The sequence below is a fragment of the Actinacidiphila rubida genome (assembly GCF_900110255.1).
GTDB classification, from domain to species: domain Bacteria; phylum Actinomycetota; class Actinomycetes; order Streptomycetales; family Streptomycetaceae; genus Actinacidiphila; species Actinacidiphila rubida.
In genome coordinates this window covers 164,175-187,450 of the sequence record NZ_FODD01000007.1, presented here as the reverse complement: position 1 = coordinate 187,450, position 23,276 = coordinate 164,175, and the positions used below count along the sequence as shown (strand labels likewise).

Below are 23,276 nucleotides of genomic sequence, written 5' to 3'. Positions count from 1 at the left end.
GGCGCACGGTGCCGTCAGCCGCGGCGGAACACCCGCTCCAGCACCTCCTCCAGCGTCCGCTCGTAGTCCTCGTCCGGGCCCTTGGTGATCCAGGCGGTGAACCCGTCGGGCCTGACCAGCACCGCACCCTCGTCGGTGGTGGCGTGCAGCCGCGCCCAGTCCGGGGCCTCGTCGCCGCCGCCCTCGGGCACCAGGTCCTCGCCCATGCGGTAGCACTCCATCGGGATGCCGGTGCGCTCGGCGACCCGCAGGCCCGCCCGGTGCCACTCCCCGCCGTCGGGGCCGCTGAGCAGCACCGGTACCCGCTCGTACAGGTCGTGCGTGGACATCCGCCGCCCGTCCTGGCGCACCCACATGTGCGGGGCGCGGCCGCCGGGTTCGGTGACGGGACGGAAGTCCTCGGGGATCACCGGCGCGTCCGCGTCGGCACCCTGCACCGCGCCCGCCCGGTAGCGGTAGCCGAGCACGACCGCGAGCATCCCGGCCTGCGGCCCGCCGCTGGGGGCGACGTCGTAGCCGGGGTGGCTGTGCTCGGCGGAGCGGGCGGAGGCCCGGGCGCCGGTGGCCAGCGCGACGGCGCGCCGTTCGGTGTCGTAGGTCTCCAGCAAGGCGGGCCCGGCCCAGCCGTGCAGCACCGCGGCGAGCTTCCAGGCCAGGTTGTGGGCGTCCTGGATGCCGGTGTTGGAGCCGAACGCGCCGGTCGGCGACATCTCGTGCGCGGAGTCCCCGGCCAGGAAGATCCGGCCGCGGCCGTAGCGGGCGGCGGTGCGCTCCGCGGCGTGCCAGGGCGCCTTCCCGGTGATCTCCACCCGCAGGTCCGGCACTCCGGTGGCGGTACGGATCAGCCGCGCGCAGCGCTCGTCGTCGAAGTCCTCCAGCGTCTCGCCGGTGTCGGGCTTCCAGGGGGCGTGGAAGACCCAGGCCTCCTCGTTGTCGACGGGCAGCAGCGCGCCGGGGCTGTCGGGGTTGGTGAGGTAGCAGACGATGAACCGGCGGTCGCCGACGGCCTCGGCCAGGCCGGGGGCCCGGAAGGTGATGCTGACGTTGTGGAACAGGTCGCCGGGCCCGTTCATGGGAATGCCCAGCCGCTCGCGGACCGGGCTGCGCGGCCCGTCGGCGGCGATCAGGTAGTCGGCGACCACGGTGGTGTCGCGGCCGGTCCCGCGGTCGCGGACGACGGCGGTCACCCCGTCGGCGTCCTGCTCGGCGGAGATCAGCTCGGTGCCGAACCGGATGTCGCCGCCGAGGTCGCGGGCGCAGTCGAGCAGCACCGGCTCGAGGTCGTTCTGGCTGCACAGACACCAGCCGGACGGGCTGATCCTGGCCAGCCGGCCGCCGGGGTCGATCTGCTTGAAAAGCCACTCCTGGGCGCCGCCCGTCAGGGTGTGCGCCTGGAGGATGCCGTGGTTGCCGGCCAGGACGGACGCGGCCTCGCGGATGGCGGGCTCGATGCCGGCGGCGCGGAACAGCTCCATCGTCCGGACGTTGTTGCCGCGGCCGCGCGGGTGGTGGGAGGTGCGGGCGTGCCGCTCGACGACGGTGTGCCGGATGCCGAGGCGGCCGAGGAACAGCGATGCCGACAGCCCCACCAGGGAGCCGCCGGCGATCAGGACGGGGACGCGCTCGCCGGCGCGGGAATCGGTGGTGGACGTCATGTGGTCTCTCCCGTGGGGAGTGGGACGGGTGACGGCCGCCCGGGTGGAGTGCCGCGGTCTGCGGCCACGCCGGTCGGCCTGCTCCTGCTCCCTTCCCTGCGGGCCCGCGGCCCGGAGCACGTTGCCCGGGTCTTCACTCGCCCGCCTCACGCGCCGTGCGGGATGAGCCGCTTCACGTGAGAGTGACGTTAGTCGGTCGAGCCGCTCGCATATGCAGAGGGCAAGGCCGGTTGCAGGCGGCCGGACTCCGTCCGCCGCCACGTCACCGGCGGCCGCCCGCACCGGCGGGGGCCGGGCCGCCCCGCACACTCTCCGAGAGGAAGACTCCGTGACGACTCTGGACGAGCGGCGCACCGCGCCCTCCCCCGCCGAGGCCGAGCAGTCCACCCGGCTGCGCGTGGTCCTGCTGCTGGACGTGCTCGACGGCAAGGAGCAGCAGTTCCTGAAGGCGTACGAGCAGATCCGCCACCAGGTGGCGGCGGTGCCCGGCCACATCAGCGACCAGCTGTGCCAGTCGCTGGGCAACTCCTCGCAGTGGCTGATCACCTCGGAGTGGGAGAGCAGCGAGCCCTTCCTGGAGTGGGTGGAGAGCGCCGCGCACCGCAAGATGGTCGAGCCGCTGCACGGATGCGTGCGCGACACCACCTCGCTGCGGTTCGTCATCGCGCGGGAGACGCCCGACCCGGCGCTCGGCGAGCCCCGCAAGACCGCCCGGGCGGCCACCGCCGGGAAGGCCGCCGGGAAGGCAGCCGGCTCCGTGGCCGAGCGGGTGGCGGCCGTCGACCCGCTGGCCTCGCCGCCGCTGTGCACCAACGGGGTGGTGCGGCACGCGATCACCTTCACCGTCAGGCCCGGCAGCGAGGAGAAGGTGGCCAAGCTGCTGGCGGACTACGAGTCGCCGCGCGCGCAGGTCGACGACACCACCCGTCTGCTGCGGACGTCGCTGTACATGCACGGCAACCGGGTGGTGCGCGCGGTGGAGGTCACCGGCGACCTCGGCAACGCGCTGCGCCACGTGGCCCAGCAGCCCGAGGTGCGGGCCGTGGAGGAGGCGATCAACCCGTATCTGGAGGAGGACCGGGACCTGACCGACCCCGCGTCGGCCCGGGCCTTCTTCGCCCGTGCGGCGCTGCCCGCGGTCGAGCACGCCACGTCCGACCCGAAGCCCGGAGACGTCACGAGGGTGGCGTACCTGCACCCGATCGACGCCCAGCAGGGTCCGGCCGAGGCGCGCCGGCTGGCCGGCCTCGACGCGGCGGACTGCATCGACCCGAGCCACGCGCTGGCCGCGGCCACCGTGTTCCAGCGCGGTGACGTGCTGGTGCGCGTGCTGGACGTCAACGGCCAGGCGCAGTCCGGCGACCCGCACGGCCTGGCCCGCGGCGGCCGGCGGATGGATTTGGTCACCGACCGGTCCTCGCACGAGGCCTGACCGTCCCGCGCACCCCCACCCACCACCTTGAGGAGCGGTCATGACCGACCGGAATGCACGTATCGTCCACCTCGACGACACCAGTCCCAACACGCGCCGCGGCGGTGACCTGCGGGCCGTCCTCACCCCGACGTCGGTCGGCGCCACCAGTGGCTTCATGGGCCTGGCGATCATCAAGCCCGGCGACCGGATCGGCGAGCACTACCACCCGTACTCCGAGGAGTTCGTGTACGTGGTCAGCGGCGAGCTGGAGGTCGACCTCGACGGCGTCACCCACGCGCTGCGCCCCGACCAGGGCCTGATGATCCCGGTCGACCAGCGGCACCGGTTCCGCAACGTCGGCACCACCGAGGCGCGGATGGTCTTCCACCTGGGCCCGCTGGCGCCGCGGCCGGAACTCGGCCACGTGGACACGGAGGACGGCCAGTGCACAGCGGCCGCCGGTGCCGCCGGGGCGGCGACCGCGGTCCACGCGGCTCCCCCCGACCCGGCGGGAGCGCACGCGTGAACCGGCGGGTGGCGGTCACCGGCCTCGGGGTGGTGGCCCCCGGCGGCATAGGCGTGCCGGCGTTCTGGGACCTGCTGACCGCCGGCAGGACCGCGACCCGGGGGATCACCCTGTTCAACCCCGAGGGGTTCAGGTCGCGGATAGCCGCCGAGTGCGACTTCGACCCGCGGTCCGCCGGGATATCCCAGGAGCTGGCCGAACGCACCGACCGGTACGTCCAGTTCGCGCTGACCGCGGCCCGCGAGGCGGTACGCGACAGCGGGCTGGACCTGGCCGCCGAGGACCCCTGGCGGATCGGCACGTCGCTGGGTTCCGCGGTCGGCGGCACCACGCGCCTGGAGCACGACTACGTCGCGGTCAGCGAGCGCGGCAGCCGCTGGGACGTGGCGCACGAACCGGCCGGTGCGCACCTGCACCGGGCGTTCCAGCCCAGCGCGCTGGCCTCCGAGGTCGCCGAGGACCTCGGCGCCCGCGGACCGGTGCAGACGGTGTCCACCGGCTGCACCTCGGGGCTCGACGCCGTCGGCCACGCGTTCCACCTGGTCCAGGAGGGCCGGGCGGACGTGATCGTGGCCGGTGCCGCGGACTCCCCCATCTCCCCCATCACCGTCGCCTGCTTCGACGCCATCAAGGCGACCTCCACCCGGAACGACGACCCCGCGCACGCGTCCCGGCCGTTCGACGCCGACCGCGACGGGTTCGTGCTCGGCGAGGGCGCGGCGGTGCTGCTGCTGGAGGAGTGGGAGCACGCCCGCGCCAGGGGCGCGGTCATCCACTGCGAGCTGCGCGGCTTCGCCACGTACGGCAACGCGTACCACATGACCGGACTGACGGCCGAGGGCCGGGAGATGTCCGAGGCCATCGACCACGCGCTGGCCGAGGCGAGGATCGAACGCGACGGCGTGGACTACGTCAACGCCCACGGATCCGGCACCAAGCAGAACGACCGGCACGAGACCGCGGCGGTCAAGCGCTCGCTCGGCGAGCACGCCCGGAAGGTGCCGATGAGCTCGATCAAGTCGATGGTCGGGCACTCGCTCGGCGCCATCGGTGCCATCGAACTCGCCGCCTGCGCGCTGGCGCTGAAGCACGGCGTGGTCCCGCCGACCGCCAACTACGAGACGCCCGACCCGGACTGCGACCTGGACTACGTGCCGCGCGAGGCCCGCCAGGCACCGCTGCGGTCGGTGCTGTCGGTCGGCAGCGGCTTCGGCGGTTTCCAGTCCGCGGTGGTGCTGGCGCACCCGGAGAGGAGCACGTCATGAGCCAGGCGATATCCGCATCCACCCCCTCGCGTTCCGCCCGCAGCCGGCCGCGGCCGCCGGTGGTCACCGGCGTCGGCGTCGTCGCGCCGAACGGGCAGGGAACGGAGCGCTTCTGGAAGGCCGTGCAGCAGGGCACGTCGGTGCTCGGCCCGGTCACCCGGGACGGCTGCACGCACCTGCCGCTGAAGGTGGCCGGCGAGATCGACGGGTTCGACCCGTCGGCCCTGATCGACGGCCGCTTCCTGGTGCAGACCGACCGCTTCACGCACTTCGCCATGGCGGCCGCCGAGATGGCCGTGCAGGACGCCCGGCTGACGGCCGATCCGGAGAACCCCTTCGGCATCGGCGTGGTGACCGCGGCCGGTTCCGGCGGTGGCGAGTTCGGCCAGGGCGAACTGCAGCAGCTGTGGGGCAAGGGCCCGTCGTTCGTGGGCCCCTACCAGTCCATCGCCTGGTTCTACGCCGCCAGCACCGGCCAGATATCGATCCGCGGCGGGTTCCGCGGACCGTGCGGGGTGCTGGCCAACGACGAGGCCGGCGGCCTGGACGCGCTGGCCCACGCGGCCCGCACGATCCGCCGCGGCACCGACGCGGTGGTGGTCGGCGCGACCGAGGCGCCACTCGCCCCCTACTCGGTGGTGTGCCAGCTGGGCTACCCCGAACTGAGCCTGTCCGACGATCCGCAGCACGCCTACCTGCCGTTCACCACCGACGCCTGCGGGTTCGCGCCCGGCGAGGGCGGTGCGATGTTCGTGCTGGAGGACCCCGAGGCCGCGCGGCGGCGCGGGGCCAGGGCGCGGGCGGTCATCGCCGGGCACGCCTCCAACTTCACCGGCACGGACGGCTGGAGCCAGTCCCGTCAGGGACTGGCCCGGGCCATCCGGGACGCACTGGACGAGGCCCAGTGCTCCGCTCGCGAGGTGGACGTGGTCTTCGCCGACGCCATGGGCGTCGCGGAGGCCGACCAGGCCGAAGCGCTGGCGATCGCCGACGCGCTCGGCCCGAGGGCCGCGACGGTTCCCGTCACCGCCCCGAAAACCGGCTTCGGCCGCGCCTATTCCGCCTCCTCGGCGCTCGACGTCGCAACAGCCGTGCTGGCCCTGGAACACGGCGTCGTTCCCCCCACCCCGAATGTCACCGGGGTGCGGCACGACCTCGATGTCGTCACCGGGGAGGCTCGTACCGCCTCCTTGCACACCGCGCTCGTCCTCAGCCGCGGGCTGATGGGCTGCAACTCGGCCCTGGTGCTCCGAAGCGCCCACGGCGACGAGCGCTGACCCCCGCACGGGCGCCCGCCCCCGCTCACGGACGGGCGCCCGTGGTCCCGTGACCGCCGGAGATCCCCCCGGCGGTCCCGAAAGAAGGAGAAGCACGATGAACGGACCTGTCACCTTCGACGAACTCGCCGCCCTGATGAAGGCCCGCGCCGGACTGTCGGTCGACCCGCGCGAGATGGAGCGCCGCCCCGACGCGACGTTCGCCGAGTTCGACCTCGACTCGCTCGGCCTGCTCGGCATCGTCGCCGAGCTGGAGAAGCGCTACGGCAGCCCGCTCGGCAACGAGGCGGAGGGCTGCAAGAACCCGCACGCCTTCCTCGAGAACGTCAACAACCAGCTCACCGCGGCAGGAGTCTGACATGGCAGGGCACACCGACAACCGGATCGTCATCGCCGCGCCCCTCGACGTGACGTGGGACATCACCAACGACCTGGAGCGCTGGCCGACGCTGTTCAGCGAGTACGCGGCGGTCGAGGTGCTGGAGCGCAAGGGTGACGCCGTCACCTTCCGCCTCACGATGCACCCCGACGAGAACGGCACCGTCTGGAGCTGGGTCTCCGAGCGGACCGCCGACCGCGCGACGTACACGGTCAAGGCCCACCGGGTGGAGACCGGCCCGTTCGAGTTCATGAACATCCGCTGGGAGTACGGCCAGGTGCCCGGCGGCACCGAGATGCGGTGGCTGCAGGAGTTCGCGATGAAGCCGACCGCCCCGGTCGACGACGCCGGCATGACCGACCACATCAACCGCAACTCCGTCATCCAGATGGAGCGCATCCGCGAGCAGGTCGAGCAGGCGGCCGCCGCCATGGCGCCCGCCACCGGCGGGAGGGCCTGACGATGCACCGCTCGCTGATCGTCGCCCGGATGAAGCCGGAGGCGGCCGACGACATCGCGCGGGCCTTCGCCGAGTCCGACCGCGGCGAGCTGCCCGGCCTGATCGGCGTCACCGGCCGCAGCCTGTTCCAGTTCGGCGACGTGTACCTGCATCTGATCGAGGCCGACCGCCCGCCGGGCCCGGAGGTCGCGCGGATGAAGGACCACCCGCAGTTCCGGGACATCAGCCGCACGCTGGAGGCGTACGTGCAGGCGTACGACCCGGCGACCTGGCGCGAGCCCAAGGACGCCATGGCCCGCGAGTTCTACCGCTGGGACGGCTCCGGCACCTGACCGGCACCTGACCGCGAGCCGTCCGCGCACGGCAGTCCGCCCGTACCCCCCGGAAGGGGTACGGGCGGACTGCCGTGCGCGGTGCGCTACTTGGCGACGACCGACTCGAAGGCGTGCAGGTACGGGTTGACCGGGCGGATCTCGCCGACGGTCAGCCCGGCCTCGGTCATCAGCGTGGACAGGCTGCGCATCGTGTGCTTCGCCCCTCCCACGTTGAGCAGCAGGAGCAGGTCCATGGCCGTGGTGAACTTCATCGACGGGCTGTCGTCGACGAGGTTCTCGATGACCAGCACCCGGGCGCCGGGCTCGGCCGCCGCCACGACGTTCGCCAGCGTCGCGCGGGTGCTGGCGTCGTCCCACTCCAGGATGTTCTTGATGACGTACAGGTCGGCGCGCACCGGGATGGCGTCCCGGCAGTCGCCCGGCACCAGCGTGACCCGGTCGGCGAGGGCGCCGCCGTCCCGCAGCCGCGGGTCGGCGCCGGCCACCACCGACGGGAGGTCCAGCAAGGTGCCGCTCACGGTGGGGTTCGCCTCCAGCAGCGCGGCCAGCACCAGGCCCTGGCCGCCGCCGATGTCCGCGACGCTGCGGATGCCGGTCAGGTCGACGTAGTCGGCCATGTCGCGGGCCGCCTGCCGGCTGGACGCCGACATCGCCCGGTCGAACACCCGGGCCGACTCGCCGCCCTCGCTGTGCAGGTACTCGAAGAAGCTCTTGCCGTACAGGTCGGGGAAGACGCCCTCCCCGGTGCGCACGGCATCGCCGAGGCGCGGCCAGGCCTGCCACGTCCACGGCTCGGTGCACCACAGGGCGATGTGGCGCAGGCTGCCCGCGGTGTCCTCGCGGAGCAGCCGGGACATGTCGGTGTGGACGAACCTGCCGTCCTCGGTCTCGGCGAACACGCCGTGGCTGGCCAGGGCCAGCAGCAGCCGGCGCAGGGCGCGCGGCTGGGTGCCGGTGGCGCTCGCCAGTTCCTCCGCGGTCGCGGGGGTCTCGCCTAGGGCGTCGGCCAGCTGCAGGCCGGCCGCGGTGCGGACGGCCGCGGCGGGGGCGGCGCCGAAGACGATCTCGCGCAGCCGCATCGAGGCGTGGGGGTCGGGGGCGTTCCCGGCCGCGGGGGGCGCCGCCTGTGCGGCGGAGCCGGCCGGGGCCCGGGAGGTGGTCGGGTTGGGTGGCGCGGTGGTCATGGGCGCCGCCTTTCACTCGGGGATCGGGGGGACTGCTGAGCCGGTGGGACGTCGGGCTCTCGTGGCGCCGGGCCGTCAGCAGCGGCCGGCGGGCTGCGAGATGCTGCAGGAGTTGCCCGTGAAGGTGTTGTCCTTGCCCGCGGTGTCGCGGTCGGCGAGGTCGGCCGGGGCGTTGCCGGACAGCATGTTGTCGCGGACGGTGTTGCCGGTGTTCGGGACGCCGACGAAGCTCTTGAAGAGGACGACGCCGCCGGACATCTGCGACGTGCCGACGTTGCCCTCGATGCGGTTGCGCTCCACGACGGTGTTCTCCACGCCCGTCAGCACGATGCCCGCGCCCTGCACGAACGGCAGGTGGCTGTTGGGCGCGCAGTACTTGGTGTTCGCGGACACCTCGTTGTCACGGATCGTCAGGTCGCCGCCCCGCGGGGTGTTCTCGTCGCCGATGACGAACATCCCGGCGCAGTTGCCGGTCACCGAGTTGCGCAGCACGTCCATGTCGCGCACGCGGCGCAGCACGACGCCCATCGTGTTGCCGGTCAGCACGTTGCCGGAGACGCGGGCGCCGTCCAGGTCGAGGGCGCCGGCCTCCTCCTGCGTGGTGTTGGCCAGGAAGATGCCGGCCTCGCCGTTGTCCGCGGCGTGGTTGCGGACGAACACCGCGCGCACCGACTTCTGCTCGCCGATGCCGTACAGCTTGTTGCCGGAGGCGTTCACACCGGCGACGACCAGGTGGTCGGTCTCGGTGGCGGCCACGCCGTAGGTCGCGAAGCCGGTGACGGTCAGGCCCTGGATGCGGACGCCCTTGAGGCGGTGCCCCTCGGTACCGGCCACGCAGATGCCGGTGCCGGTCGTGAAACACGGGTTGGCGGTGGTCGCGGGGGTGACGTCGGCGGCGTTGTCCGCGGTGGAGGGGGTGTCGGGGGTGGAGGCGGCGCCGGCGGTGGAGGGGGTGTCGGGGGTGGACGCCTTGGGCGCGCCGCCCTGCGCGGTGGCGGCGGCCGGCGGCTTGAGGATCACCCGCTGCGCGCCGGCGCCCTGGATCGTCAGGCGCGGGACGTTGACCAGGACGCTCTCCTGGTACGTGCCCGGCATGATCTGGACGATGTCGCCCGGCCGCGAGGCGTCGACCGCCTGCTGGATCGACTGCCCGGGGGTGACGACGTGGACCGACGCGGCGTGGGCGGTGGGTGCCGCCACCAGTGCGGCGCCGGCGGTGGCGGCCGCCAGCACTCCCGCTCCCGCGAGGCGGCCCTGCCGCCGAGACCCGAAACGCATGCTCATGTGCGCAACCCGCTTTCGAGGATGACCCCGTGACGCCACCTCGGGCCGGGGGTCGGTGGATGTCAGAGGGCACAGCGCGGTGTCGGCTGCGCCTGCCGCCTCGAAGCTATGAGCCCTGCCGGGCCCTCGCCACACGTGATCCCCCGCCCGGGTCTCGCCTCACCCGCGCGGCCCCGCGCCCGCGGCCGGCCGAGCGCAAGGGAGCCCCACACCCCGGATGGTGGCCCTCCGCCCGCACAGGCCGGCCCCCGCCGGGACGGCGAAGGCGTGACCCGGGGTGGGGGTGCGGGAGGAGAGGGGCCGTCCGGCGGATCGGCTAACGGCGGTGGGTGGGGCGGGAGCGCGGGGAGGGGACGAGGGCGGCGCGGGCGAGGTAGACACGGATCTCCGCTCCCCCGAGCACGCTGCGGCCGATCGCCACGTCCCCGCCGGTGGACTCTGCGACGCGCCGGACGATGTCCAGGCCGAGCCCCGTCGACCCCTGCCCGCCGTCGCCGTGCCCGCGCCGCACCGCCGCCGCGGGGTCCGCGACGCCCGGCCCGGCGTCCGACACCAGCACGATCACCGCGTCGTCGGAGCTGTGCACGTCCACCGCGAACGCGGTCCCCTCCGGGGTGTGCCGGAACACGTTGCCGAGCATCGCGTCCAGCGCCGCCACCAGCTCCGTCCGCGCCACCGGCACCCTCGCCGGCCGGTCCGCGCCCGCGGTCCGCACCTCGCGCCGCTCGTCCTCGGCGAGCGCGGACCAGAAGGCCATCCGCTCGCGGATCACCTCCGCCGCGTCGCAGCCGGCGGGCAGCGCCGACGGCGTGCGGTGCTCCCGTGCGGTGCGGATGACCTGGTCGACCTCCCGCTCCAGCTGCGCGACCGCGGCCCGCGTCTGGTCGGCGGCCGGGCCGTCGCCGAGGGACGCGGTGTTGAGCCGCAGCACCGTCAGCGGGGTCCGCAGCCGGTGCGACAGATCGGCGGCCAGCTCCCGCTCGCCGGCGAGGAGCTGCACCACCCGGTCGGCCATCGCGTTGAACGCCGCGGCCGCCGCCCGCAGTTCGCCGGGCCCGTCCTCGGGGACGCGGACCGCGAGGTCGCCCTCGCCGAGCCGGTGCGCCGCGCCGGCCAGCCGCACCGCCGGCTTGATCATGCGGGCGCCGAGCCGGTCGGCGATCGCCACCGACACGATCAACAGCGCGACACCGACCCCGGCGAGCACCAGCCACGCCCCGGCCACCCCGCGGGTGACGTCGCCCACCGGCACGAACACCTCGACGACCGCGACCGTGCCGGAGCCGACCGCGGTCGGCCGCAGCAGCGCGTACCCGCCGGGCACCCGGACCGTCGCGGCGCGGCCCTGCGCGGAGGCCGTGGCCAGGTCGGCGCGCGGCGCCCGGTGGCGGCCGAGGTCGACCGCCGGACTGCCCGCCGTCGCGGGCACGGTGACCGCGATCCGGTCCTCCGCGCCGGCCTGGGTGGTGGCCAGTGCCCAGGCGAGCTGCGTGCGGTCGGTGGTGATCGCGAGCGCCGGTGCGACCGCCGCGGCCTGCCGTTCCGCGTTGGTGAGCGCCCGGTCGCGGGCCAGCTCCTTGACCACGAGCCCGAGCGGCACGGCGAAGGCGATGACGACCATGGCGGTGACCGCCAGCGACACCCGGATCAGCGCCCACCGCATGCCCGGCCGGTGCTCCGGCGCGGCCGTACCGGTCACGCCGGCGGCTCCAGTTTGACGCCCACGCCGCGCAGGGTGTGCAGGTAGCGCGGACGGGCCGCGGTCTCGCCGAGCTTGCGGCGCAGCCACGACAGGTGCACGTCGATCGTCTGGTCGTCGCCGTAGGACTGCTGCCAGACCTCGGCGAGCAGTTCGCGGCGGGCGACCACCACGCCGGGCCGCGAGGCGAGGAACGTGAGCAGGTCGAACTCGCGCCGCGTCAGGTCCAGGGCCGTGCCGTCCAGCACGGCCTGGCGCCGCCGCACGTCGATCCGCAGCCCGCCGACGTGGATGAGGGCGTCGCCGCCGGGCGCGCCGGACCGGCCGCGGGCGCGGCGCAGCACCGCGGCGAGCCGCGCCGACAGGTGCTCGACGGAGAACGGTTTCACCAGGTAGTCGTCCGCGCCGGCGTTGAGCAGCCGGACGATCTCCGACTCGTCGTCCCGCGCGGTGGCCACGATCACCGGCACGTCGCTGAGCCCGCGCAGCATCTTCAGCGCCTCCGACCCGTCGAGGTCGGGCAGCCCCAGGTCGAGGATCACCACGTCGAACCCGACCTGGGCGACCTCGCGCAGCGCCTCCAGGGCGGTGCCGACGCTGCGCACGGTGTGTGCGGCGTCGGTCAGGTGCCGGATCAGCGCCGACCGTACGAACTGGTCGTCCTCGACGACGAGCACACTTGCCATGCGCGGCAACCTAGCGGCTCCGGGCCGGCCGCGGCACTGCCCCCGGGTGCCCGGCGGCTTCCGGCGGTGGCAGTATGGCGCGGTGCGCAGAGGGGTCCTGCACGTCGGAGCGTGGGCGCTGGCCACCGCGGCCGCGGTCACGCTGTCGTGGTTCGGGGTGCGCTCGGTGCTGCGCGGCACCGCCTACGACCCGCCGCGGGCGGTGCCGATCCTGGCGGCGGCGAGCCGCCCGCCGCAGATCTCGGCGACGCACCGGCCGCGGCCCACGACGTCGCCGCCGTCCCGTACTCCGGCGTCACCGGTGCCGCCGCAGCGTCCGCCGGGCACCCCGAAGCCCTCGGCCGCCGCCGGCACGGGCTCCGGCTCCGTCCGCGCCTACACCGTGCTCGGCGGACGCGTCGTCCTCGACCTCGGCGCCACGTCGGCGTCCCTGGTGTCCGCGACACCGAACACCGGCTGGCAGATGAGGGTCTGGACCCAGGACGGCTGGCTCCGCGTCACGTTCACCTCGTCCTCCGGCTCGGCGGCGTCCTCGGTCTTCTGCACATGGAACGGTCACCCGCCCGCGGTCCAGAGGTACGAGAACTAGGGCCGGTCCGACGGACCGCGCCGCGCCGACGCGGCGGGCAGGCCATGGCGGCCGTCACTCGAACGTGCGGGACGGCGGTTGCGGCGACGGCGTCGCGGTGGCGTCGGTGACGACGGGGGCGCCGGCGGCGAAGTCGGTGAGGGCGCGGCCGTGCTCGACGCGGCCGGGGTGCGGGTCGGTGGCCACCCGGCGGGTGAGTTCGGCGACGGGCAGCGGGCCGTCCGCGGCGACCAGGACGGCGTTCCCGAAGCGGCGACCCCGCAGCACCGCGGGGTCCGCGGCGAGCGCGGCCTCCGCGAACGCGGCCCGGACGGTGGCGATCTGGCCGCGCAGGAAGGTCAGCGGGCCGCCGTCGGTGAGGTTGGCCGCGTACCAGCCGCCGGGGGCCAGCGCGCGGCGGACGTCGGCCAGGAACTCGGCGGTCGTCAGGTGCGCGGGGGTGCGGGCGCCGGCGAAGACGTCGGCGATGACCAGGTCGGCCCAGCCGTCGGGGACCTTCGCGAGGCCGGCGCGGGCGTCGCCGCCGCGGACCTTGATCCGCCAGGTGCGGTCCCAGGGCAGGTGGGCGCGGACCAGCTCGGTGAGCGCGGTGTCCGCCTCGACGGCCTGCTGGGTGGAGCGGGGCCGGGTGTGCGCGGTGTAGCGCGCGAGGGTCAGCGCCCCTCCCCCGAGGTGGACCGCCCGCAGGGGCCGCCCGGCGGGGGCCGCGAGGTCGATGACGTGGCCGAGCGTGCGCTGGTACGCGAAGTCGAGGTGGGCCGGGTCGGCCAGGTCGACGTGCGACTGCGGAGCGCCGTCGACGAGCAGCGTCCAGCCCTGCGGGCGGTCGCGGTCGGGCCGCAGCTCCGCCCGGCCGCCGTCCACGTCCGCGGTGATCGCCTCGCGGTCCCGTGTCCTGCCGCCGCTCGCCTGCCGTCTGCCCGCCATGTCCCGATTATCGCCGGGCCGCGGGGGCGCCGACGACCGGTGCCGACGACCCGTGCCGGCGGCGGTCAGGCCGGCTGGGCGTCCTCGGGTCCGGCGGGGTACAGGCCGTCGGCGAGTTCGATGGTGCGAGCCGCCTCGCCGAGGGCCGCGCGCAGCACCACCGGGTCGGTGACCGTGGTCCCGGCGGGCGGCGGCACCAGCCAGCCGGTGTCGCGCACCGGCGGCAGCCCGTCCAGGACGACGCCGCGCCCGTCGGTGCTGGTGCACGAACTGCCGGGCATGTCCCAGCAGTCGGCGGTGCCGTGCGGGACGAGGAAGCCGAGGCTGGTGCCCGTGCTGTCGTGCAGCACCGGGCCGAGGCCGGTGCTCAGCCGCAGGATGTCGACGGCTTCGAGACCCTGCCGGGACGGCACGGTCACCAGGTCGCACGGCGGCGACAGTTCGCTGTCCGCGCTGGAACGGGGTTTCTGCGACCCGCTGATGTCCGACAAGGCAGACCCTCCTCGCATGGGAATGGGCGCGGCGTGCGGCGCGGGGTGTGCCGTGCGCCATACCACTACAACGCCGAAACCCGTCAACGGCTACGTCCCGGGCGGTTCTTCAGGGGTGGCGTTTCCTGGCGTATTACGGATGGGCCATCCCGTTCGCATGCGCTTTCGACGCGTGCCGGACGGATATGCCGGAGCCCCCGGGGTCGGTGTGGTCCGCGCGGGGCCGGGTGCGAACGGCCGTACCGCGACGCCGAAGTGACCGCGAGGTGAACCGGCGGCATCCGCCGTGCAACCCCGGACGGCCCCCGCATGTCTAGTCAACACAGGGGGCGGGAACGGCAGTTGGCCGACCGCCGACCGGGGACCAACTCAGGCCCAGGGGGGCTTTCCTCATGACGCACCGTAGCTCACGCATGCCCAGATCCGGACTGATGGCGGCCACCGCGGCCGCCGTGTTGATGCCGCTGACCCTGGCGGCTCCCGCGCTCGCCGGCGCTCCGAACCCGTCCGGCGGCGCTCCCGCGCCCGCCTCGACACCCGCGTCCCCGGCGCCCACGGCGGCGGCCGCGGCTCCGCACGGGCAGGCGGCACCCGCCGTCCCGACCGGCGTCGTCACGCAGGCCTACGTGCCGGTGGTGACCCCGGGCCCGCTGGGCGCGGGGGCGACCCGCTTCACCGTCCGCCTGCCGCAGGGGACGACCGGCCAGGTCGGCGCCGTGATGGCCTTCGATCCCTACCAGTTGCCGCCCGCGGGCTACACCTCGTGGCGCGTCGCGTCCCACCTGCACGCCGTCTGCTCGGTGAACGGCGGCCCGTTCCGGACGTGCGAGTGGGCCGGCGGGATCGACGACGGCGACGATCCGCTCGCCGCCTACCTGCGCCTGGTCATGCCGGTGGCCGACGCCACCGCCACCATGACGTACGACGTGCGGATCACCGCGGACTACGGGGCGCTGCCCGACGACCAGTTGCTGCACGGCTGGTTCCGGGCGACCGATGCGGACGGCGGCTCGCTCGCCGTCGGCAGCGCGCAGCTCCAGTACCTCAGGGGCGAGACGCCGGCCGCGGCCCGGGGCGTCCTCTACGCCCGGGACGCCACCGGCGAGTTGTGGCGCTACGAGGGCACCGACACCTCGCAGTCCACCGTCCCGTTCAAGCCGCCGGCCAAGGTCGGCGGCGGCTGGAACGCCTACACCGCGATCATCCCGCTGGGCGCGCAGTCCGCGGCGGCCACCGGCGACGTGGTCGCCCGCGACAAGGACGGGGTCCTCTGGTACTTCGCGCACAGCGGCGACCCGGCACGGCCGTTCGCGCCGCGGGTGCGGATCGGCGCCGGCTGGAACATCTACACGGCGCTGAGCGCCACGTCGGACAGCGGCGCCCGGCACGCCGACCTGGTGGCCCGGGACCGGGACGGCGTCCTGTGGCGCTACCGCGCCACCGGTGCCGCCGGTGCGCCGTTCGCGCCGCGGGAGCGGATCGGCGCCGGCTGGAACGCGTACACCGCGATCAGCCCGTACGGCGACGGCATCGTGGCCCGTGACGCCTCGGGCGTGCTGTGGTCGTACGCCGCGCGCCCGTCCGGCACCGGCACCGACCCGTTCGAGCCGCGCGTGAAGGTGGGCGCGGGCTGGAACGTCTACACGGCCCTGAGCGGCAGCAACGTGGCGAACGGCGCCGCCGGGGACTCGCTGATGGCGCGCGACGCCGCCGGACGGCTCTGGTGGTACGACCAGAAGTCGGACCACATCCCGGGCAGCCGCACGATCGTCGGTGCCGGCTGGAACATCTACACCGCGATCTTCTGAGATCTCCGATGCATGACACCAAGGGGGGACCTTTCATGACCCGACACACCACACGCCTGTCCCGGCGCGGGCGGGCCGCGGTGGCCGCGGCCGCCGTGCTGATCCCGCTGGCCGCCGCCTCGCCGGCGCTGGCCGGCGCTCCGGCCCGGCCCGGAACCGCCGCGACCACCGCGGCGGCGGCCGCCGCATCCGCTCGGCCGGCCGGCTCCCACGCTCCCGCCGCCCTCACCGGCGCCACCCCGGCGGCCGAGGCGCCGGGCCGGGTGGACCAGCTCGGCGGCGTGCCGGTGGTGACCGCCGGCGCCGACGCGGTGACCACGACGTTCCGGGCGACGCTGCCGGACGGCGTGACGGGGCCGGTGTCGGCCCAGCTCGCCTTCGCCCCGGACCAGTTGCCGCCCGGCGGCTACACCTCGGACCGCGTCGCGGCCCACCTGCACGCCACCTGCGCGGTCGACGGCGGCGCCTACCAGCCGTGCGCGTGGACGGGTGGCGTCGGCGCGGAGGACCCGGTCGGCGACTACCTCCGGCTGGAGCTGCCGCAGGCGCCCGCGGCCACCCAGATCACCTACTCCGTCCGGATCTCGGCCGACGCCCCGACCCTGCCCGCCGACACCGTGCTCACCGGCTGGGCCGAGCTGACCGACGGCGGCGGCGCGGTGCTGGCCGACGGCGTCGCGCAGCTGCGCTACTCCGTCGGGCCGGTCGCGGCCGACCACCGCGCGCAGTTGTACGCGGTGGACCGGGGCGGCGTGCTGTGGCGGTACGAGGGCACGGGCCGGTCGGCGACGCCGTTCCTGCCGCGGCAGCGGGTCGGCGCGGGCTGGGACGCGTACACCTCCGTCGTCCCGCTGGGCGGCACCGACGCCGCGGGACAGGGCGACGTGGTGGCCCGCGACAAGGCCGGCGTCCTCTGGTACTACCGGCACAGCGGCGACGCCGCGCAGCCGTTCCTGCCGCGCGTCAGGGTCGGCGGCGGCTGGAACATCTACACCGCGCTGAGCGGCACCGGCCAGACCGCGGTGGACCTCCGCTCCGGGCTGGCCGGCGACCTGGTGGCCCGCGACGCGAACGGCGTCCTCTGGTACTACCAGTGGACCGGCGAGGCCGGGCGGCCGTTCGCGCCGCGCACCAAGGTCGGCGCGGGCTGGAACGCGTACGACGCGCTGTCGGTCTACGGCAACGGCATCGTCGCCCGGGACACCCACGGCGTGCTGTGGTCCTACAGCCACAGCGGCGTCTCGGGACCGGGGAGCGACCCGTTCCTCCCGCCGGTGAAGGTGGGCGCGTTCTGGCAGCAGTTCACCGCGCTCAGCGGCGTGCTGGTGGGTGACGACCTGGTCAACGGGCTCGCGGCCCGCAGCAGCAGCGGCGGGCTGTGGCTGTACGGCGCGAAGCCCGGCTCACCGCAGATCCCGGGCAAGGGCACGGTCATCGGCGGCGGCTGGAACATCTACACCGTGCTGTTCTGACCGGCGGGCGGCTGTGCGCCGTCCCACGTCCGGGCCACCGGGCCGCCTCGCGGGGCGGCCCGGTGGCCCGGAGCCGTCAGCCCAGGTGCCCGGTGTCGTTCCAGCGCTCGACGGCCGGCTGCCCGTAGGCCCAGCCGAGGACGGACAGCGAGGCCGGGTCCAGCCGCAGCGCCGCGGCGAACGCCGGGTCGAGGCCGAGCCAGCGGGCCCCCAGGGTGCGCAGCACGTGGCCGTGCGCGAAGACCAGCACGTCGCGCTCGGCGGACCGCGCCCAGGCCACGACCTCGTCGGCCCGCGCGGTGAGTTCGGCGAGCGACTCGCCGCCCGGCACCCCGTCCCGCCAGATCTGGAACCCGGGCCGCAGCTCCTGCAGCTGGGCCGGGGTCAGGCCCTCGTAGTCGCCGTAGTCCCACTCCAGCAGCGCGTCCCACGGCTTGGCGCGGTCGCCGAAGCCGGCCAGTTCGGCGGTCTCGGCCGCGCGCCGCAGGGGGCTGGTGCGCACCTCGACGTCCGGCAGGCCCTGCCAGACCGGGGACGCCAGCCGCTCGCCCAGCAGCACGGCCGTGCGCCGGCCCTCCTCGGTCAGCGGGATGTCGGTACGGCCGGTGTGGCGCCCGGTCCGGGACCACTCCGTCTGCCCGTGCCGGACCAGGTGGAGACGCGCAGGCATGCGGGGCCTTTCCTCAGGAACGCGTACGCGGGAACGCGAGACGTACGGCGGACGACGGCGGGCATCCGGAAGGAGCGAGAGATACCGAATGCGCCGGTCTGGGGGGTGTGGACGCCCCATGATGACCTACGGCGGTCAGCGGCCGCCCAGCAGCCCCTCGACCATGGCGTCCAGCCCGCGCTCGTACTGCGCGGCGCCGTTTTCCTGCACCCGCATGAGTTCGGGCGCCAGGGAGACCAGCGACGGGTAGCGGTCGGACGGCAGGGCGTCGATCTTGGCCCGCACGCGGTCGCGGACGCCGTCGTCGCACAGGGCGCGGGCCCGCCGGGTGTTCCACAGGGCGGAGCCCACCGTGTACTGCATCAGCGCCACATGGGCGCGGGCGGCCTCGGTGCGCGACAGCCCGGCCTCGCACAGCAGGCCGAGCATCCGGTCGATGACGGAGATCGCGTCGTCCCCGCGCATCGGCCGCAGGGTCAGGAGTTGAAGCGCGGACGGGTGCTCGGAGAACAGCCGGTAGACGCCGAGACACACCTCGCGGAGTTCTGCCCGCGGGTCGCCCGAGCCGGCCGGGGGCAGCTCTATCGTGTCGAGGAGGCGCTGCGCCACCGCGTCGCTGATCTCGTCCTTCCCCCGGAAGTGGGAGTAGACGGCCATGGTGCCGACCCCGAGCTGCTGCGCCAGGGCGCGCATGGTGAACGCCTCGGCCCCGTGGCAGTCCAGCAGGCGGATCGCGGCATCGAGGATACGATCCGCATTGAGCGAATTGCGTGGTGCGCGGCGCCGTGGGGAGCGGACCGGCTGGGTGACGGACATCGGATTCTCTGTTCTCGTCCTGCGGTTCTCGTCCTGCGGATCTCCGGGGGTCTCGCGGAACTCCGTCGTGCGTCTGCGTCGTGGAAGGGCAACCCGTTCGAGCGGGCGGGCGTCCTTCCGCGTGCATACCCTCCCACGGGACGTTGAACACCGTACGAAGCCGGTGTCCACCGACGCCTCGGGGGGTGGTGTGCGGAGGTTTTAACGTACGGCGTACGGTAGAGCCTACGCCATTCGCACCACGACCATCGCTGAGCAGCCCGCCGGGGCCTTCGGAGAACCTGGAGAGACCTCCGCATGACGATCACCGCCACCGCGCCGCGCGCCGCCGCCTATCGCGGCAGGCTCCGCTGGTGGACCGAACTGCCGCTCGTCGCGGTCATATACGCCCTGTACTCCGGGGCGCGGCTGCTGGTGCGCGGTGACGTGGACGACGCGGTGGAGCACGGCGCGGACATTCTCCACCTCGAGCAGCTGCTGCACCTGGACCCCGAGCACTTCTTCAACCAGCTCTTCACCGACCACGCGTTCCTCGGGGTGCCGGCGGACTTCGCGTACGCGTCGCTGCACTACATCGTGACACCCGGGATCCTGGTCTGGCTGTGGCTGCGCAGGCCGACGGCGTACCGCAACGCCCGCACGTGGCTGCTGATCTCCACGCTGATCGGCCTGATCGGCTTCACCCTCCTGCCGACCGCGCCGCCCCGCCTCATCGGCGGCGGCCACGGCTTCATCGACACCATGGCGCAGTACGGCTCCTACGGCTGGTGGGGCACCGACGCGAGCGCGCCGCGCGGCCTCGGCCACCTCACGAACGAGTACGCGGCGATGCCCAGCCTGCACTTCGGCTGGTCGCTGTGGTGCGGGATCATGCTGTTCCGCTACGGGCGGCACACCGCGGTGCGGGTGCTGGGCGTGCTCTACCCGCTGATCACGGCGCTCGTGGTGATGGGCACCGCCAACCACTACCTGCTGGACGTGCTGGCCGGCGGCACCGTGATGCTCCTCGGCTTCCTGCTCGCCCCGCAGGCGCTGCGCCTGGTCGACGTGGTGCGCGCCCGTGCGGGCGTGGCGCTCGGCCGCCCGCCGCGGGTGGCCCCGGCCGAGGCGGGCGCCGGCGGCCTGTCCGCGACCGTCCCCGGCCCGCGCCGCGCGCCCGGGAAGGGCGCGGACGCCCACACCGGTGGGGACGCCTCCGCCGACGGGTCCGGCTCCGCACCGGGGAGCGCCGACGACGCCTCCCGTGCGGCGGAAACGGGCGGAATCAACACAACGGACACAACGGACGGCATCGACGACGCGGACCTGTCGTCCGCGGCCGTGGCGCGCGGCGGGGAACACGCCGGACACGGCCGGATGTCCTGACCGGGTGCCACACTCTCCCGGGTGAGCACTACGCACCTCCTGCGGGAGCGGCTGGCCGCCCTGCGCGGCCCGGCCACCTCACCCCGCCCGCTCGACGCCCGGGCGCTGGCCGCCCTGGCCGCGAACCCCGGCTGCCGCCGCCGCGCCGTGCTGGACGCGGCCGGCGTCGACAAGGGCGCCGTCGCCGGAGTCCTCGGCGCTCCGGCGCCCTTCGGCCAGTCCCGGTTCGCCTTCTCACGCGGCCACGCCTTCGAGGCGCGGGTCAAGGCCGACGACTGCGGCGAACTGCTGCGGCTGCTCGGCGCCGAGGGGCCCGCGCACGTTCCCGACCTGACGGCCGCCGGCCCGGAGGGGCGGGCCGCGCGCACCCGGCTGGCGCTCGCCGAGGCACCGCCGGGCGCGTGGACGCTGCTCGACCACCCGCTGCTCGCGCTGGAGGTGGCCGGCTCCACCGCCTACCTCGAGCCCGACGCGGTGGCCGTCGCGCCCGACGGCGGCTGGACCGTCGTGGAGATCAAGTCGTTCCCGATCCTGGACGGGGCCGCGGACCCGCAGAAGGTGGGCGCCGCCGCCCGCCAGTCCGCGGTGTACGTCCTGGCGCTGGACGCCGTCACGCCCGGGAGGGCGCGGCGGAGCGTCCTGCTGGTGTGCCCGCGTAACTTCTCGAACCAGCCGGCCGCCGAGTGGCTGGACGTCCGCAAGCAGGCCGCCGTGACCCGGCGCCAGCTCGCCCGGCTCACCCGGATCGAGGAGATCACCGCCACACTCCCGGAGGGCACCACCTTCGATCTGGTGCGGAACGCCGACGGCGACGCGACCCGTCCGGCCGGGGAGCTCGCGTCCGCGGTCGACGCGGTCCCCGCCGCCTACGCGCCGGAGTGCCTGTCCACCTGCGAGCTGGCGTTCCACTGCCGGGCCCGCGCCCTCGCCGCCCAGGACGTGGCGGCCCTCGGCCGCTCCCTGCGCGGTGACCTCGGCGAACTGACCACCGTCGAGGCCGTGCTGACCGCGGCCGCCGGGACCGCCGGCGACCCCGCCGATCCGGCCGTGGTGGCCCTGCGCCGCGCCGCCGCCCTGCGCTCCGAGGCCCTGGCGCACGCCGCCAAGGAGGCCGCCGCGCCGTCCTTCGCCCCCGCCGACGCCGCACCCTCCAGCGGCCGTCCCGCCATCCCGGGCCAGCCCGCGGTCACGGACCGGCCCGCGACCGCGGCCGCGCCCGCCGCCGCGGAAGCCAGGGGCGCAGAAAACGTCAAGGGTGCCAAGGGCGTCAAGGGCGCTGAGGGTGCCGAGGGAGGGGACCGGCGGTGAGCGTGCTGCAGGCACTGGCCAGGGCCGAGGCGGTGGCCGGCGGGCGGGCGGTGCCCGGCGCGACCGTGCTGCACCGCCGGCTGTCCGCCCGCCCGCTGGTGCTGGCGGTGCTGACCACCGCGGGCGAGGCCGGCGCGCCGCTGGGCGCGCTGGTCGGTACCGAACGGGACGCGCCGCGGCTGCTGGTGGTGCCCCAGCCGCTCGACCGCGACCTGCGGTTCGCGTTCTTCGCCGAGCTCGCCGGGATCATGCTGCCGCTGCTCGACGCGTACGGGGAGCGGACGGAGACCGAGCCGGCCACCCGCAACCGCGAGGAGTCACAACTCTGCTCGGACGCGCTGCAGATCGTCGTGCCCAACGCGGCGACGGTGGAGTACGTGCGGCTGATCGGCCGGTCCACGCGTTTCCTGCGCACCTCCGACGATCCGGACGCCGCGTATCCCGTGCCGGCGCCGCTGCCGCTGCTGGGCCGCTGGCTCACCCACTACGCCGAGCGGGCCCGCACCCCCGGCAGTTCGCTGCTGCTGGCGATGACCGACCTGCTGGCCCGGCACTGGACGACCGGGCAGAGCACGCTGGAGGACCAGCACCTGGGCGCGCTGCTCGGCTGGATCGACCCGCCGCCCGGCACGGACGGTGCCGCCGCCGCGGCCCGCGCCGAGACGGGCCGCACGCCCGACGGGCTGCTCGTCAGCCCGCCGGCCGGCCCCGCGACCGACCCCCGTTTCGACAACCGGCTGCTGGCGCCCGCCCTGGCCCGCTTCGACGCGGCACGGAAGGCCGGTTCGGGTGTCGCGCGCGCGCAGGCGGAGCTGCGGCGGCTGGTGGAATCGCAACTGCGGCCGGTGTGGGACGACGTGTGGCACGGCCTGGACCTGTTGCGTGCGCTGCCGGAGGGCGCGCACGTCGAGGAGCGCTGGAAGCGGGACCGCTGGTCGTTCACCGGCCACCACGACCGGGTGAAGGCGGGCGAGCCGCCGCAGCCGCGGCGGGACGACGCGATCGCGGCGGCGCAGAAGCTCGCCGGGCGCGAGACCGCGCAGGCGCGGCTGTCCGCCCAGGAGGCGCTGGACGACCCGCTGGCCATGGCGTCGCGGCGGCTGTCCGGCGAGGCGTTCAGCGGCGTGGTGCGCGGGGTCGAGGAGGCGTTCTCCGAGGGGCGCCGGCCCATGCCGCGCCCGCTGGTGACGGTGAAGACCGACGATCTGCCGCAGGCCGAGCCGGGCGCGCGGGCGTTCCGGGCGGTGCCGGAGGCGCGTTCCGCGCAGCCCGCGGAGCTGGTGTCCGTGGACCGGGACCCCGAGCCGGGGGCCGGGCGCGACAGGAACCCCGACGACGGCGGGGCGGACCGGTCCGACGCGGCCGACGGGTCCGGCTCGACCGGCGCGTCCGGCGGTAGGTCCGCGGCCGGCCGCCTCGTCACCGTCCGCCTGACCGGCGGCATGGGCAACGGCCGCGTGCCCAAGGAGGGTTCGGTGCCCGTCCCGGGAGACCTGGTGACGTTCACGTTCTTCGAGCACGAGCCGCGCGGCGGCCCCTCACTGCCCGATCCCGAGGCGACGCCGTGGACCCACGGCGGCCCGCCGGGTGCGGCGGCCGCCGTACCCGAGGCTCCCGACCCCGTCACCGCGGAGGACCACCTGTGACGTCCCTGCCCGAAGCGCGC

22 protein-coding genes are annotated in these 23,276 nt (G+C 75.0%); 13 read left to right on the top strand and 9 right to left on the bottom strand.

Annotation, left to right across the window (positions count from 1 at the left end; all coding sequences use genetic code 11):
* Nucleotides 1-14: 14 nt before the first annotated feature.
* A complete protein-coding gene (locus BMW99_RS09490) occupies nucleotides 15-1,655 on the bottom strand; it encodes an FAD-dependent oxidoreductase (RefSeq protein WP_069465127.1) in 1,641 nt (546 codons plus the stop codon).
* A 328-nt stretch (nucleotides 1,656-1,983) separates the two neighbouring features.
* Between BMW99_RS09490 and BMW99_RS09485 the strand changes: the two genes are divergently transcribed.
* The 7 genes from BMW99_RS09485 (at nucleotide 1,984) to BMW99_RS09455 (ending at nucleotide 7,308) form a co-directional block, all read left to right on the top strand.
* The gene (locus tag BMW99_RS09485) at nucleotides 1,984-3,087 is read left to right on the top strand and encodes a SchA/CurD-like domain-containing protein (RefSeq protein ID WP_069465128.1); all 1,104 of its coding nucleotides are present in this window, start codon (nucleotides 1,984-1,986) and stop codon (nucleotides 3,085-3,087) included.
* Nucleotides 3,088-3,127: 40 nt separating this feature from the next.
* Complete coding sequence (locus tag BMW99_RS09480; RefSeq protein WP_069465129.1) at nucleotides 3,128-3,595, top strand: cupin domain-containing protein; 468 nt, start codon at nucleotides 3,128-3,130, stop codon at nucleotides 3,593-3,595.
* Nucleotides 3,592-4,860: a beta-ketoacyl-[acyl-carrier-protein] synthase family protein gene (locus BMW99_RS09475; protein WP_069465130.1), complete on the top strand. Its 1,269-nt coding sequence runs from the start codon at nucleotides 3,592-3,594 to the stop codon at nucleotides 4,858-4,860. Before BMW99_RS09480 ends, BMW99_RS09475 begins: the two co-directional genes overlap by 4 nt.
* Nucleotides 4,857-6,137: a beta-ketoacyl synthase N-terminal-like domain-containing protein gene (locus BMW99_RS09470; protein WP_075016603.1), complete on the top strand. Its 1,281-nt coding sequence runs from the start codon at nucleotides 4,857-4,859 to the stop codon at nucleotides 6,135-6,137. The genes BMW99_RS09475 and BMW99_RS09470 overlap by 4 nt, the downstream gene beginning before the upstream one ends.
* Nucleotides 6,138-6,234: 97 nt before the next feature.
* On the top strand, nucleotides 6,235-6,495 hold the full coding sequence (locus BMW99_RS09465) for an acyl carrier protein (RefSeq protein WP_069465155.1): 261 nt from the start codon (nucleotides 6,235-6,237) through the stop codon (nucleotides 6,493-6,495).
* Between the two features lies 1 nt (nucleotide 6,496).
* Nucleotides 6,497-6,976 (top strand): SRPBCC family protein, encoded by a 480-nt coding sequence (locus BMW99_RS09460; RefSeq protein ID WP_069465156.1) that lies wholly within the window; start codon nucleotides 6,497-6,499, stop codon nucleotides 6,974-6,976.
* Between the two features lie 2 nt (nucleotides 6,977-6,978).
* Nucleotides 6,979-7,308 carry a TcmI family type II polyketide cyclase gene (locus tag BMW99_RS09455; RefSeq protein WP_069465157.1) on the top strand — a complete coding sequence of 110 codons (330 nt, stop codon included), beginning with the start codon at nucleotides 6,979-6,981 and terminating at the stop codon, nucleotides 7,306-7,308.
* An 86-nt stretch (nucleotides 7,309-7,394) separates the two neighbouring features.
* Here the strand turns inward: BMW99_RS09455 and BMW99_RS09450 are convergent, their stop codons facing one another.
* The 4 genes from BMW99_RS09450 to BMW99_RS09435 all read right to left on the bottom strand — a co-directional run bounded on the left by BMW99_RS09450 (nucleotide 7,395) and on the right by BMW99_RS09435 (nucleotide 12,164).
* On the bottom strand, nucleotides 7,395-8,495 hold the full coding sequence (locus BMW99_RS09450; protein ID WP_075016602.1) for a methyltransferase: 1,101 nt from the start codon (nucleotides 8,493-8,495) through the stop codon (nucleotides 7,395-7,397).
* A 75-nt stretch (nucleotides 8,496-8,570) separates the two neighbouring features.
* Nucleotides 8,571-9,779, bottom strand: a complete 1,209-nt coding sequence (locus tag BMW99_RS09445) for a right-handed parallel beta-helix repeat-containing protein (protein WP_245791318.1) — start codon at nucleotides 9,777-9,779, stop codon at nucleotides 8,571-8,573.
* A 316-nt stretch (nucleotides 9,780-10,095) separates the two neighbouring features.
* Entirely contained in the window at nucleotides 10,096-11,442 is a 1,347-nt protein-coding gene (locus BMW99_RS09440) for a HAMP domain-containing sensor histidine kinase (protein WP_075016629.1), read from the bottom strand.
* A 32-nt stretch (nucleotides 11,443-11,474) separates the two neighbouring features.
* Nucleotides 11,475-12,164 (bottom strand): response regulator transcription factor, encoded by a 690-nt coding sequence (locus BMW99_RS09435; protein WP_075016601.1) that lies wholly within the window; start codon nucleotides 12,162-12,164, stop codon nucleotides 11,475-11,477.
* An 82-nt stretch (nucleotides 12,165-12,246) separates the two neighbouring features.
* On the opposite strand from BMW99_RS09435, the gene BMW99_RS09430 reads away from it, so the two are divergent.
* On the top strand, nucleotides 12,247-12,753 hold the full coding sequence (locus BMW99_RS09430; RefSeq protein WP_069463178.1) for a hypothetical protein: 507 nt from the start codon (nucleotides 12,247-12,249) through the stop codon (nucleotides 12,751-12,753).
* A 54-nt stretch (nucleotides 12,754-12,807) separates the two neighbouring features.
* Here the strand turns inward: BMW99_RS09430 and BMW99_RS09425 are convergent, their stop codons facing one another.
* Together BMW99_RS09425 and BMW99_RS09420 are read right to left on the bottom strand one after the other, a co-directional pair.
* Nucleotides 12,808-13,680, bottom strand: a complete 873-nt coding sequence (locus tag BMW99_RS09425) for a spermidine synthase (protein WP_069463173.1) — start codon at nucleotides 13,678-13,680, stop codon at nucleotides 12,808-12,810.
* Nucleotides 13,681-13,745: 65 nt separating this feature from the next.
* On the bottom strand, nucleotides 13,746-14,189 hold the full coding sequence (locus BMW99_RS09420) for a hypothetical protein (protein ID WP_075016600.1): 444 nt from the start codon (nucleotides 14,187-14,189) through the stop codon (nucleotides 13,746-13,748).
* Between the two features lie 395 nt (nucleotides 14,190-14,584).
* On the opposite strand from BMW99_RS09420, the gene BMW99_RS09415 reads away from it, so the two are divergent.
* Nucleotides 14,585-15,979: a tachylectin-related carbohydrate-binding protein gene (locus tag BMW99_RS09415; RefSeq protein ID WP_141726090.1), complete on the top strand. Its 1,395-nt coding sequence runs from the start codon at nucleotides 14,585-14,587 to the stop codon at nucleotides 15,977-15,979.
* 35 nt (nucleotides 15,980-16,014) lie between these two features.
* Entirely contained in the window at nucleotides 16,015-17,451 is a 1,437-nt protein-coding gene (locus tag BMW99_RS09410) for a hypothetical protein (RefSeq protein WP_069463171.1), read from the top strand.
* 76 nt (nucleotides 17,452-17,527) lie between these two features.
* Here the strand turns inward: BMW99_RS09410 and BMW99_RS09405 are convergent, their stop codons facing one another.
* Complete coding sequence (locus BMW99_RS09405; RefSeq protein WP_069463170.1) at nucleotides 17,528-18,121, bottom strand: histidine phosphatase family protein; 594 nt, start codon at nucleotides 18,119-18,121, stop codon at nucleotides 17,528-17,530.
* A 135-nt stretch (nucleotides 18,122-18,256) separates the two neighbouring features.
* Nucleotides 18,257-18,937, bottom strand: a complete 681-nt coding sequence (locus BMW99_RS09400) for a TetR/AcrR family transcriptional regulator C-terminal domain-containing protein (RefSeq protein ID WP_069463169.1) — start codon at nucleotides 18,935-18,937, stop codon at nucleotides 18,257-18,259.
* Between the two features lie 297 nt (nucleotides 18,938-19,234).
* Between BMW99_RS09400 and BMW99_RS09395 the strand changes: the two genes are divergently transcribed.
* The 3 genes from BMW99_RS09395 to BMW99_RS09385 are packed head-to-tail and all read left to right on the top strand — an operon-like array spanning nucleotide 19,235 to nucleotide 23,256.
* Nucleotides 19,235-20,302, top strand: coding sequence for a phosphatase PAP2 family protein (locus BMW99_RS09395; protein WP_079138352.1), 1,068 nt, complete (start codon nucleotides 19,235-19,237; stop codon nucleotides 20,300-20,302).
* 21 nt (nucleotides 20,303-20,323) lie between these two features.
* Nucleotides 20,324-21,610 carry a hypothetical protein gene (locus BMW99_RS09390; protein WP_245791317.1) on the top strand — a complete coding sequence of 429 codons (1,287 nt, stop codon included), beginning with the start codon at nucleotides 20,324-20,326 and terminating at the stop codon, nucleotides 21,608-21,610.
* The gene (locus BMW99_RS09385; RefSeq protein ID WP_069463168.1) at nucleotides 21,607-23,256 is read left to right on the top strand and encodes a hypothetical protein; all 1,650 of its coding nucleotides are present in this window, start codon (nucleotides 21,607-21,609) and stop codon (nucleotides 23,254-23,256) included. The genes BMW99_RS09390 and BMW99_RS09385 overlap by 4 nt, the downstream gene beginning before the upstream one ends.
* Nucleotides 23,257-23,276 lie beyond the last annotated feature (20 nt).

Excerpts from the sequence above, each read along its gene's own strand:
- BMW99_RS09490 (WP_069465127.1), bottom strand. The coding sequence starts at position 1,655 with ATGACGTCCACCACCGATTCCCGCGCCGGCGAGCGCGTCCCCGTCCTG.
- BMW99_RS09480 (WP_069465129.1), top strand. The coding sequence starts at position 3,128 with ATGACCGACCGGAATGCACGTATCGTCCACCTCGACGACACCAGTCCC.
- BMW99_RS09470 (WP_075016603.1), top strand. The coding sequence starts at position 4,857 with ATGAGCCAGGCGATATCCGCATCCACCCCCTCGCGTTCCGCCCGCAGC.
- BMW99_RS09465 (WP_069465155.1), top strand. The coding sequence starts at position 6,235 with ATGAACGGACCTGTCACCTTCGACGAACTCGCCGCCCTGATGAAGGCC.
- BMW99_RS09460 (WP_069465156.1), top strand. The coding sequence starts at position 6,497 with ATGGCAGGGCACACCGACAACCGGATCGTCATCGCCGCGCCCCTCGAC.
- BMW99_RS09455 (WP_069465157.1), top strand. The coding sequence starts at position 6,979 with ATGCACCGCTCGCTGATCGTCGCCCGGATGAAGCCGGAGGCGGCCGAC.
- BMW99_RS09450 (WP_075016602.1), bottom strand. The coding sequence starts at position 8,495 with ATGACCACCGCGCCACCCAACCCGACCACCTCCCGGGCCCCGGCCGGC.
- BMW99_RS09445 (WP_245791318.1), bottom strand. The coding sequence starts at position 9,779 with ATGAGCATGCGTTTCGGGTCTCGGCGGCAGGGCCGCCTCGCGGGAGCG.
- BMW99_RS09440 (WP_075016629.1), bottom strand. The coding sequence starts at position 11,442 with ATGCGGTGGGCGCTGATCCGGGTGTCGCTGGCGGTCACCGCCATGGTC.
- BMW99_RS09435 (WP_075016601.1), bottom strand. The coding sequence starts at position 12,164 with ATGGCAAGTGTGCTCGTCGTCGAGGACGACCAGTTCGTACGGTCGGCG.
- BMW99_RS09425 (WP_069463173.1), bottom strand. The coding sequence starts at position 13,680 with ATGGCGGGCAGACGGCAGGCGAGCGGCGGCAGGACACGGGACCGCGAG.
- BMW99_RS09420 (WP_075016600.1), bottom strand. The coding sequence starts at position 14,189 with ATGCGAGGAGGGTCTGCCTTGTCGGACATCAGCGGGTCGCAGAAACCC.
- BMW99_RS09415 (WP_141726090.1), top strand. The coding sequence starts at position 14,585 with ATGCCCAGATCCGGACTGATGGCGGCCACCGCGGCCGCCGTGTTGATG.
- BMW99_RS09410 (WP_069463171.1), top strand. The coding sequence starts at position 16,015 with ATGACCCGACACACCACACGCCTGTCCCGGCGCGGGCGGGCCGCGGTG.
- BMW99_RS09405 (WP_069463170.1), bottom strand. The coding sequence starts at position 18,121 with ATGCCTGCGCGTCTCCACCTGGTCCGGCACGGGCAGACGGAGTGGTCC.
- BMW99_RS09400 (WP_069463169.1), bottom strand. The coding sequence starts at position 18,937 with ATGTCCGTCACCCAGCCGGTCCGCTCCCCACGGCGCCGCGCACCACGC.
- BMW99_RS09395 (WP_079138352.1), top strand. The coding sequence starts at position 19,235 with ATGACGATCACCGCCACCGCGCCGCGCGCCGCCGCCTATCGCGGCAGG.